This is a genomic window from Achromobacter sp. 1014246743 (genome assembly GCF_059760725.1).
Genome location: NZ_JCBANA010000051.1, coordinates 39,367 through 49,630, shown reverse-complemented (window position 1 = coordinate 49,630; position 10,264 = coordinate 39,367). Strand labels below are relative to the sequence as shown.

At 67.8% G+C, this 10,264-nt stretch carries 7 protein-coding genes and 1 pseudogene; 6 read left to right on the top strand and 2 right to left on the bottom strand.

All coding sequences use genetic code 11. The features are described from left to right. Together AC6LJ2_RS20650 and ertD are read right to left on the bottom strand one after the other, a co-directional pair. A partial coding sequence (locus AC6LJ2_RS20650; RefSeq protein WP_498152074.1) for a hydantoinase/carbamoylase family amidase occupies positions 1–739 on the bottom strand: 739 nt, incomplete at its 3' end. An 11-nt stretch (positions 740–750) separates the two neighbouring features. Continuing rightward, entirely contained in the window at positions 751–2,106 is a 1,356-nt protein-coding gene (ertD, locus tag AC6LJ2_RS20645; RefSeq protein WP_498152073.1) for a hydantoin-5-propionate amidohydrolase, read from the bottom strand. 102 nt (positions 2,107–2,208) lie between these two features. Between ertD and AC6LJ2_RS20640 the strand changes: the two genes are divergently transcribed. The 6 genes and pseudogenes from AC6LJ2_RS20640 (at position 2,209) to AC6LJ2_RS20615 (ending at position 10,120) form a co-directional block, all read left to right on the top strand. Then, complete coding sequence (locus tag AC6LJ2_RS20640) at positions 2,209–3,114, top strand: LysR family transcriptional regulator (protein ID WP_263909466.1); 906 nt, start codon at positions 2,209–2,211, stop codon at positions 3,112–3,114. Positions 3,115–3,318: 204 nt separating this feature from the next. Then, positions 3,319–4,410, top strand: a complete 1,092-nt coding sequence (ertC, locus tag AC6LJ2_RS20635; protein ID WP_498152072.1) for a thiohydantoin desulfurase — start codon at positions 3,319–3,321, stop codon at positions 4,408–4,410. Between the two features lie 11 nt (positions 4,411–4,421). Beyond that, positions 4,422–6,074, top strand: coding sequence for a thiourocanate hydratase (ertB, locus tag AC6LJ2_RS20630; RefSeq protein ID WP_498152071.1), 1,653 nt, complete (start codon positions 4,422–4,424; stop codon positions 6,072–6,074). Between the two features lie 50 nt (positions 6,075–6,124). Next, positions 6,125–7,464 (top strand): annotated as a pseudogene (locus tag AC6LJ2_RS20625) (MFS transporter). Next, positions 7,457–9,250: an HAL/PAL/TAL family ammonia-lyase gene (locus tag AC6LJ2_RS20620; RefSeq protein ID WP_498152070.1), complete on the top strand. Its 1,794-nt coding sequence runs from the start codon at positions 7,457–7,459 to the stop codon at positions 9,248–9,250. The pseudogene AC6LJ2_RS20625 and the gene AC6LJ2_RS20620 overlap by 8 nt, the downstream one beginning before the upstream one ends. 171 nt (positions 9,251–9,421) lie before the next feature. Next, positions 9,422–10,120, top strand: a complete 699-nt coding sequence (locus AC6LJ2_RS20615) for a glutathione S-transferase N-terminal domain-containing protein (RefSeq protein WP_498152069.1) — start codon at positions 9,422–9,424, stop codon at positions 10,118–10,120. The last annotated feature ends 144 nt before the right edge of the window (positions 10,121–10,264 follow it).

Sequence of the window (10,264 nt, the reverse complement as noted above, 5' to 3'; positions counted from 1 at the left end):
CCGCGCCCACCAGGGCATCGCGGCGGATGTCCATGGGGGTGGTGCCGGCGTGGTCGGGCTGGCCTTCGACCACGATCTGCACGCGGCGGATACCGACGATGTTGGTGACCACGCCGATGGGCAGCTGCCGGCTTTCCAGCACGGGGCCCTGTTCGATGTGCAGTTCGACGAATGCGGCGGTGCCGTGGGCGCCGCGCAAGGGGGCGTTGAGTGCGGCCGGGTCGCCGCCGATGCGGGCGATGCCCTGGGCCAGCGTTTCGCCGTCGGGGTTGCGGGCGGCCAGCATGTCGGCGCTGAGCTGGCCGCTGAGCGCGCGGCTGCCGACGCAGGAAATGCCGTAGTCGCTGGGCTCTTCGGACAGGAAGTCGATGACCTCGAAGTCGTGTTCCAGTTCGATGCCGTGTTCTTGCAGGGTGTGGGCGACTTCGATGCCGGCCAGCACGCCGATGATGCCGTCGAAGCGGCCGCCGCTGGGCACGGTGTCGCAATGCGAGCCGGTGGCGATGGGCTTGCGGGCGGGGTTGCGGCCGGCGCGGGTGCCGATCAGGTTGCCGCCGGCATCCACGCGCGTCGTCAGGCCCGCGGCCTCGAATTCGGCGCGCAGCCACTGGCGCGCTTCCTGGAACAGCGGCGAGAACGCGCGGCGAGTCCAGGGCTGGTCGGGCAGGGTGAAGCGCGACAGCGCTTCGACGCGAGCCCACAGGCGGTCGGCGTTCAGGGGAGGAAAGGGCTGGGACATGGGCGCGGCCTTCATGCCTGGCGCGGGCGCAGGAAGCGGCCGTCGCCTTGCTGGTTGACGATGCGCTGGCCGTCGTAGACCTGCTGGCCGCGGCACCAGGTGCCGGCTACCCGCACGGTGAATTCACGGCCTTCGAACGAGCTCCAGTTCACGGCGGCCAGGCTGCCGGACGGATCGAAGGCGTAGCGTTCCGGGGTGAGGATGACGATGTCGGCGTCCTTGCCGATATCCAGCGTGCCCTTGCGGTCGTCGAGCAGGAAGTGCCTGGCGGGGTTGCTGCACAGCTGGCGCACCACCATGGTGGGCGAAATGCCGTGTTCTTCGCAGCCGGTCCAGAAGGCGGGCAGCAGGGTTTCCAGGCCGGGGCCGCCGGATGAGTTCTTGAAGACGTTGGGATTCTGCTTGCGCTCCAGCCCCCAGCTGACGTGGTCGGACGAGACGAAGGTGCATTCGTCGTTGGCGATGTGGGTCCAGAGCCGGTCGACCTCGGCCTTGGGGCGGATGGGCGGGTAGTGCTTGGTCTTGGCGCCGAAGCGGCGGGTGTGTTCTTCGTGGTTCAGCATCAGGTACTGCACGCAGGTTTCGATGCTGGCGCGGTGGCCGTTGCGGCGGTACATGTTGCAGATCTCGAAGCCGCGCGAGGTGGACACGTGCACGGCGTGGGCGCGGGCGCCCGTCTCGGCGCCGATCTCGTAGATCAGGGCGGTGGCCAGGTTTTCGATCAGCGGCGTGTGGGCGCGCATGAACGCGTCCCAGCCGGTGTCGCCGGCGTCGATGAGGCGCGCGATGTTCTTGCGCGTCATTTCCTGCATCTGGTTGTGCACGCCGCAGGCCAGGCCCGACGGCGCGATCAGGCGGAAGGCGTCGTACAGGTCGTCTTCTTCGATGCGTGGAAAGCGGCCGGGCGTGGCTTCGAAGGTCGAGAACTTGAAGGCACAGACGCCGCCTTCGATCAGGCCGGCCGCGGCCGCCAAGCCGTGTTGCGTGTTCAGCGTGCCGAACAGGGCCACGTCGACGTGGCAGTCGCGTTCGACCTCGGCGATCTTGGCATCAAGGTGCGGGCGCGAGGCCACGGGTTCGGGGTCGTCGTAGGGCATGTCGACCATGACGGTGACGCCACCCGCCGCCGCGGCGCGGGATGCCCAGCCCAGGCCTTCCTGGTTGGCCTGGCTGCCGGAATGCACCTGGCCGTCGACCACGCCGGGGATGATCCATTGGCCGGTGGCGTCGACGCTCTCGCGCGCCGCGGGGGCCGCGCCGGTGCCGCGCGCGGCGATCTTGCCGCCTTGCACCGCCAGCCAGCCGTTTTCCACAATGCCGTGCGGATCGACGATATTGCCGCGCACCACCCAATCGAAATCGCTCATGACCACTTCCATTCAGACCAAGGATTGAAGGGCAGTGTAGTAAGCGCAGGTCAAAACGTCTTATGCTTATATGTACGTAGGAATTAACATCAGGTTAAGCATATGAAATTGAATCTGCGGCAGATCGAGGTGTTCCGCGCCATCATGATCAGCGGCTCGATCAGCGGCGCCTCGAAGCTGTTGTTCGTGTCGCAGCCCGCCGTCAGCCGGCTCATCGCCTACACCGAGCAGCGCCTGGGGCTGATGCTGTTCGAACGCATCAAGGGCCGGCTGTACCCCACGCCGGAAGCGCGTCGGCTGTTCGTGGAAGTGACCGCGCTCTATCAGAACGTGCAGCGCGTGAACGAGGTGGCCGATAACCTGGCCGAGAACCGCGAAGGCCAGTTGCGGCTGTCTTGCAGCCCCAGCCTGGGGCAGTCGCTGCTGCCGCGTGCCATCGCCCGGTTCCGCCGCCAGTTTCCCGAGATCCGCATCGTGTTGCAGACGCTGATTCCCGCAGTGATGGAGCAGTCGCTGCTGACCCAGCAGGTCGAGCTGGGGGTGGCGTACATGCCGGTGAACCACCCCAGCCTGGCCACCCGGCCGCTCTATGAAAACAAGATCGTGGCGGTGCTGCCGGCGGGCCATCCGCTGGCCGCGCGCCGCCAGGTCACGGCGGCTGAACTGGCGCGCGAACCGCTGATCGGCTACAGCGCCGACATTCCGTTCGGCATGCTGGTGCACAAGCTGTTCGGCGCCGAAGATGCCCAGCCCGAGCCGCGCATCGAGGTGCAGCAGGCGCACGTGGCCTGCGCCCTGGTGCAGGCCGGCGCCGGGGTGGCGCTGGTGGACGAGATCACGGTGGCGGGGCCGATCTGGTCCGATGTGGTGACGGTGCCGATCGTGGATACGGTGCACGCGCCGGTCAATGTCTTTCACCTGCAGTTGCAGCCGCTGTCGCGCTTGGCGCAGGCGTTCATCGACGTGCTGCACAAGCTGGACCTGCCCGCCGCCCCGGAATCCGACTGATATATCGCCTGGGGATATCCCTAGGTGGGGCGCGGCGCCACGTCGCGCCGCTCTCTGAGTGCGGCCAACAATTAACACAGCGTTATAGACAAGGCATAAAAGGTAATACGACATTAACAAGATTGCTTCCTATGATTCCCCGAAATCTCCAGCGCCATGGCGTCGCTGGACCGGCTGAACCGCTATCGGGAAAGGAAGGGCGAAATGGGAAGAATCTTGACGATGAAAGACGTCGAAGCCGCGGTCAGGGGCGGTTCGGTGTTTGCCTGTGGCGGGGGCGGCTGGGCCGATCATGGCCGCGAACTGGGGTCGCTGGCGGTGACCATCGGCCGGCCCGAGCTGGTCTCGATGGACGAAGTACCTGACGACGCCTGGATCGCCACCGCCGCCGCCATCGGCGCGCCGGGCGGCCTGACCGATTGGCAGATGCTGGGCATCGACTACGTCAAGGCGGCCGAACGCCTGCAAGATGCCCTGGGCGAACGCCTGTACGGGCTGATCATCGGCCAGAACGGCATGTCGAGCACGCTCAACGGCTGGCTGCCGTCGGCGGTGCTGGGTACCAAGGTGGTGGACGCGGTGGGCGACATCCGCGCCCATCCCACGGGCGATATGGGGTCCCTGGGCCTGGCCGGCAGCCCCGAACCCATGATCCAGTGCGCCGTGGGCGGCAACCGCGCCAACAATGCCTATATGGAACTGACCGTGCACGGCGCCACGGGCAAGGTGTCGCCGGTGCTGCGCAAGGCGGCCGACATGGCCGGCGGCTTCATCGCCAGCTGCCGCAACCCGATCCGCGCGTCGTACGTGCGGCGTCATGCGGCGCTGGGCGGCATCAGCCGCGCGCTGGCGCTGGGCGAAGCCATCCTGGCGGCGCAGCCCAAGGGCGGCAGCGCCGTGATCGACGCCCTCTGCAAGGCCACGCAGGGCGAGATCATCGGCTCGGGCAAGGTGGTGCGCAACACGCTCAAGTACACCGAAGAAGCCTTCGATATCGGCACGGTCGAAATCGGCGAAGGCGCGGGCAAGCGCGTCATCCACGTGATGAACGAGCACATGGCCGTGACCGACGCACAAGGCGAACGCATCGCCTGCTACCCCGACGTCATCACCACGCTGGACGGCGACGGCAACCCGGTCAGCGCGGGCAAGCTGAGGGAAGGCCTGCAGGTGTCGATCCTGCACGTGTCCAAGCAGCACATTCCGCTGTCTTCCAGCGTGACCGATGCGTCGGTGTATCCCATCGTCGAAAAGGCGCTGGGCATGGATTTCACCGGCTACGCGCTGGCACGCTGAGGGGCCGCACGATGAAACGCGAATTCAACGTTCCCGGCGGCACGGCGCTGCGTTGCAAGGGCTGGCGCCAGGAGGCCCTGCTGCGCCTCCTGGAAAACGTGCTGGCGGTGGGCGAAGACCCGGACAATCTGGTGGTCTACGCCGCGCTGGGCCGCGCGGCGCGCGACTGGCCGTCGCACGACGCCATCGTGCGCGCGCTGCTTGAACTGGAAGAAGACCAGACCCTGATCGTGCAGTCGGGCAAACCCATCGGGGTGCTGCGCACGCATCCGCAGGCGCCCATCGTCATCATGGCCAACTGCAATATGGTGGGGCAGTGGGCCCACGCCGAAAACTTCTACCAGCTGCAGGACGACAACCTCATCTGCTGGGGCGGGTTGACTGCCGGCGACTGGCAATACATCGGCTCGCAGGGCGTCATCCAGGGCACCTACGAAATCTTCTGCCGCATCGCCGAGCGCCACTTCGGCAACGACCTGCGCGGCCGCTTCATCCTGACCGCCGGCATGGGCGGCATGGGCGGCGCCCAGCCCCTGGCCGGCCGCATGGCCAACGCCGCCATCCTGACCGTCGAGATCAACCCGGAACGTATCGAAAAGCGCCTGAAGGCGGGCTTCCTGGAGCGCCGCGCCGAGTCGCTGGACGAGGCGCTGGCCCTGATCCGCGAGGCCCAGGCGGCGCGCCGCCCGATCTCGGTAGGGCTGCTGGGCAACGCGGCCGACGTCTATCCGGAAATCCTGGCGCGCGGCATCGTGCCGGACATCGTCACCGACCAGACGTCCGCGCATGACCTGGTGTACGGCTACGTGCCGTCGGGCTACACGCTGGACCAGGTAGTGCGCATGCGCCAGGACGACATGGCCGGGCTGATGCACGCCAGCCGCCAGTCCATTGTGCGCCACGTCACCGCGATGCTGGGCTTCAAGGACCGTGGCGCCGTGGTGTTCGACAACGGCAACCTGATCCGCACCCATGCCAAGCAGGGCGGCGTGGAACGCGCGTTCGAGATTCCGGTGTTCACCGAGGCCTTCCTGCGGCCGCTGTTCGCGCGCGCCATCGGCCCGTTCCGCTGGATCGCGCTGTCCAACGACCCGGGCGACATCCGCAAGATCGACGACTTTCTTTTGCAGCGCTTTCCGGACAACCTGATCGTATCCAACTGGATTCGCCTGGCGCGCCAGGAAGTGCCGTTCGAAGGCTTGCCGGCGCGCATCGCCTGGCTGGGCCACGGCGAACGCACCGAGCTGGCGCTGGAAGTGAACCGCATGGTGCGGGAAGGCGTGCTGGCCGCGCCGGTGGCCTTCACCCGCGACCATCTGGATGCCGGCGCCATGGCGCACCCCAACATCATGACCGAGAACATGCGCGACGGCTCGGACGCCATCGCCGATTGGCCCTTGCTGAACGCCATGATCAATTGCGCGTCCAGCGCCGACCTGGTGGCGATTCATTCCGGGGGCGGCGGTTACAGCGGCTACATGACCAGCGCGGGTGTCACGGTGGTGGCGGACGGCACCGACGCGGCGGCGCAGCGATTGTCGCTGTCGCTCACCAACGACACCGCCAGCGGCGTGCTGCGCTATGCCGACGCCGGCTACGAAGAGGCGCTGGACGAGGTCAGCAAAAAAGGCATAGGTCGCATCGATACGTCGGTGCGGGCTTGAACGGCAGGACATAACAGCCCCGGATACGGGGCGATTCAACGGGAACGTCAATGAAGAACATCGCAATCAACCCGGGCGCCGGGGTATTGGGGGGCAATCCCCCCCATGCCGGCGCCGACGAACACAAGGGCGCCAAGAAGGCTGTCATCGCCGCATCCATCGGCAATGCGCTGGAATGGTATGACTTCTCGGTCTACGCGCTGTTTGCGGTGTATATCGGGCAGAACTTCTTTCACAACGCAGACCCGACGGTGCAGCTGATGGCCTCGTTCCTGGCCTTCGGGCTGGGCTTCGTGGTGCGGCCGCTGGGCGCGCTGGTGCTGGGCTCGTACGGCGACCGGGCCGGGCGCAAAGCCGCGCTGACCATGACCATCATGCTGATGGCGCTGGGCACCCTGCTGATCGCCATTGCGCCGCCGTACGCGGCCATCGGCGTGGGGGCGCCGCTCTTGATCGTGTGCGGCCGCATGCTGCAGGGCTTTTCGGCCGGCGGCGAAGTGGGCGGCGCCACCGCATTCCTGGTCGAGCATGCACCGGAAGGCAAGCGCGGCCAGTATGCCTCGTGGCTGCAGGCCAGCATGGGCATTTCCAACCTGCTGGGCGCGCTGGTCGCCACGCTGGTGACCACGTTCCTGACCGAAGACCAGGTGGCGAGTGGGGCTGGCGCATTCCGTTCATCGTGGGCCTGTCGATTGCGCCGGTGGGGCTGTGGATGCGCCGCACGCTGGACGAAACGCCCCATTTTCGCGAAGAGCAGGCCCGTCAGGCGGCCACGAAAAATCATGTCAAGGCGCCGCTGCTGGCGGTGCTGCGCGACTACCCGCGTGAACTGTTCACGGGCCTGTGCATGTCGGTGCTGTGGGCGATCGGCCCGTACGCGCTGATCATCTTCATGCCGATCTACGTGCAGAAAAGCATGGGCTTTACCAGCTCGCAGGCGTTTCTGGGGGCGCTGGTGGGCAACCTGTTCCTGATCGGCGGCTGCTTCTTTTCGGGCACGCTGTCCGACCGCTACGGCCGCCGCACGGTGCTGCGCGGGTCGGCCTTGCTGCTGCTGGTGACGGTGTATCCGCTGATGATGTGGCTGCAGGCCAACCACACGCAGTTCGCACTGATCGTGGTGCAGTCGCTGTTCTGCCTGCTGGTGGCGATGTACGTGGGCACGGCGCCGGCCGCCCTGTCCGAAGTCTTCCCGACGGCGGTGCGCTCGTCCGGCATGTCCCTGTCGTACAACACCGCGGTGACGGTGCTGGGCGGTTTTGCGCCGGCCATCCTGACCTGGATCACCTACACCACCGGGGTGTCGTTCGCGCCGGCCCTGTATGTGATGGGCGCCTGCGTGGTGGCGCTGGTGGCGTTGACCCTGCTGCCGCCGAGCCGCCATGTCTGACGGCCCCGTGAAGTCGCCGCGGAGGTCGGCGCCGGGATGGCTGGCCGCGCTGGCCGCGGCGCTGGTCCTGTCGCCACTGGCGGGCGTTGCCGCGCCGGCCGCACCGGCCGGCCAGGCCGCGCCCGAAACTGCCAGTGCCGCGGCATCGACCGCTGCGCCCCGGTCCGTAGCCGATTGCGCCGTCACCCTCGACGGCCGCTCGCTGACCGCCGCCCAGGTCGTGGCGGTGGCGCGGCAGGACTGCGCCGTCACCATCGCCCCGCAAGCCGCCCAACGCGCGGCCCGCGCCTACGATCTGTTGCTGGCCTACGCCCGCCTGGACAAGCCGGTGTACGGCCTGAACCGGGGCGTGGGCCTGAACAAGGACCAGACCATCTTCCAGGGCGGCGACATTTCGCCCGAGGTGCGGCGCCTGTCCGAGCAGTTCAACCGCAACCTGCTGCATTCGCACAGCGCGGCCTACGGCAACGAGGCGCCGCGCGATGTGACCCGCGCGGCCATGCTGATCCGCCTGAACACCGCGCTGTTCGGCGGGGCCGGCATGCAGCCCGCGGTGCTGGACCAATACGCCGCCTTCCTGAACCGCGACGTGACGCCGGTGATGCTGGGCGAAGGCTCGGTCGGCCAGGCCGACATCACCATCCTGCCGCAGATCGGCCTGGTCATGATGGGCGAGGGCGAGGCCTGGCGTGGCGGGCGGCGCCTGGGCGCGGCGCAGGCGCTGCGCGAGGCGGGGCTGGCGCCGGTGCGGCCGTTCGGCAAGGATGCGCTGTCCATGGTCAGTTCCAACGCCTACGGTGCCGCGGTGGCGGTGCTGGCTGCGCACGATGCGCGGGCGCTGCTGGCTCAGGCCGATGCGGTGGCGGCGCTGTCGCTGGAAGGGCTGGATGGCAATCTGGCGCCGCTGCTGGCCCCGGCGCAGTCGCAGCGGCCCTATGCCGGCCAGCGCGCCACCGCCGAGCGCATGCTGGGGCTGCTGCAAGGCAGCGCGTTGTGGAAAACCGATGCGCAGCGGCCGCTGCAGGATCCGCTCAGCTTCCGCACCGTCAGCCAGGCGCACGGGGCCGCCCGCGACATGCTGGCGCTGCTGGACGGCCAGTTGCAGGTGCAGATCAACAGTTCCGATGACAACCCGACCGTGGTGCTGGACGCCACGCCCAGCCCCGGTGCCTCCGCCTACGAAACCCAGTATTTCGTGACCGACGGCCCGGTGCGGGGGGCGGTGCTGCCCAGCGCCGGCTTTGACCCCAGCGCCTGGGTGCTGCCGCTGCAGGGCACGGCGGTGGCCCTGTCGCAGGTGGCGCAACTGTCGGCGCAGCGCACCTTGCGCCTGACCGACCCGGCCTTCACGCGGCTGCCGCGCTTTCTCAGCCCGGGCAACGGCGCCATCGGCTACGGCCCGATCCAGAAGACCGTGTCGGCGCTGGCGGCCGACGTGCGGGCCCTGTCCGGCCCGGTCGTGACCGACGTGCAGGCGCAGGCCGGCAACATCGAAGACGTGGGCACCAACGCGCCGTTGACCGGGCTGCGCGTGACCGGGCAGATCGCCGCCTTGACCCGGTTGCTGGCGGTGGAACTGATGCATGCGGCCCAGGCCGTGGACCTGCGCTATCCGCAAGGGCCGGCAGCCGCCCTGGGGCAGGGCACGGCCATCCTGTGGCGGGACTTCCGCAGGCAGGTGCCGCACCTGGCCGAAGACCGCCGCAACGACGCCGACATCATCGCGGCCACGGCATTCCTGCGGCAGAACCGGGACGCCCGATCCGCCTGGGCGCCTGGCCTGTAGGCGTGGAACAGTCTGTTGCGCGGCGGCCGCCCACGGGCCGGCCGCCGAACGCTTGCCAAGCGGGTGATTTGCGTTAAATTTGCGCGACGCCCGCAGGCGCCGGATTGCCCGCCGCCCGCGCCGCCACCGCGTTTCCAATCGCCACCCCCGGATCTCCAGGAGTTCCTACGCATGTCTTCCCTAGACTCGTTCGCCATCACCCAAAAATGGCCCGCCCGGCACCCCGACCGCATCCAGCTCTATTCGCTGCCCACGCCCAACGGCGTGAAGGTGTCGATCCTGCTGGAAGAGCTGGGCCTGCCCTATGAGCCGCACCGGGTCAGCTTCGATTCCCAGGACCAGTTTTCGCCGGAATTCCTGTCGCTCAGCCCGAACAACAAGATCCCGGCGATCCTGGACCCCAACGGCCCCGACGGCAAGCCGCTGGCGCTGTTCGAGTCCGGCGCCATCCTGGTCTACCTGGCCAGCAAGACGGGCCAGTTCATCCCCGCCGACACCGCCGGCCGCTATGAAACGCTGCAATGGGTGATGTTCCAGATGGGCGGCATCGGCCCGATGTTCGGCCAGCTGGGCTTTTTCCATAAGTTCGCCGGCAAGGACTACGAAGACAAGCGCCCGCGCGACCGTTATGTGGCCGAATCCAAGCGCCTGCTGGGCGTGCTGGACAAGCGCCTGGAAAGCCGCGCCTGGGTCATGGGCGACCAGTACACCATCGCCGACATCGCGATCCTGCCGTGGGTGCGCAACCTGATCGGCTTCTACGGCGCCGGCGACCTGGTCGAATTCTCGCAATTCAAGAACGTCGCCCGCGTGCTGGAAGCATTCGTGGCGCGTCCGGCAGTGGTGAAGGGTCTGACTATTCCGGCTTGAGCATTGCGCCGTGCCTGGATGTCGGCAAAGATCCGTTTAACGCAATAGCTGGTGAGCCCTCGGGCAAATGCGTTGACTGCCGCGATAGCGGTTCCGCCAAAAGCGGAGGTAACAGACGCCAGGCTACGGGGCCCCTTCGGGGGC

What these genes read in the sequence shown, in the direction of transcription:
- ertC (WP_498152072.1), top strand. Translation starts at nt 3,319, where the DNA reads ATGGGAAGAATCTTGACGATGAAAGACGTCGAAGCCGCGGTCAGGGGC.
- AC6LJ2_RS20640 (WP_263909466.1), top strand. Translation starts at nt 2,209, where the DNA reads ATGAAATTGAATCTGCGGCAGATCGAGGTGTTCCGCGCCATCATGATC.
- AC6LJ2_RS20615 (WP_498152069.1), top strand. Translation starts at nt 9,422, where the DNA reads ATGTCTTCCCTAGACTCGTTCGCCATCACCCAAAAATGGCCCGCCCGG.
- ertB (WP_498152071.1), top strand. Translation starts at nt 4,422, where the DNA reads ATGAAACGCGAATTCAACGTTCCCGGCGGCACGGCGCTGCGTTGCAAG.
- ertD (WP_498152073.1), bottom strand. Translation starts at nt 2,106, where the DNA reads ATGAGCGATTTCGATTGGGTGGTGCGCGGCAATATCGTCGATCCGCAC.
- AC6LJ2_RS20620 (WP_498152070.1), top strand. Translation starts at nt 7,457, where the DNA reads ATGTCTGACGGCCCCGTGAAGTCGCCGCGGAGGTCGGCGCCGGGATGG.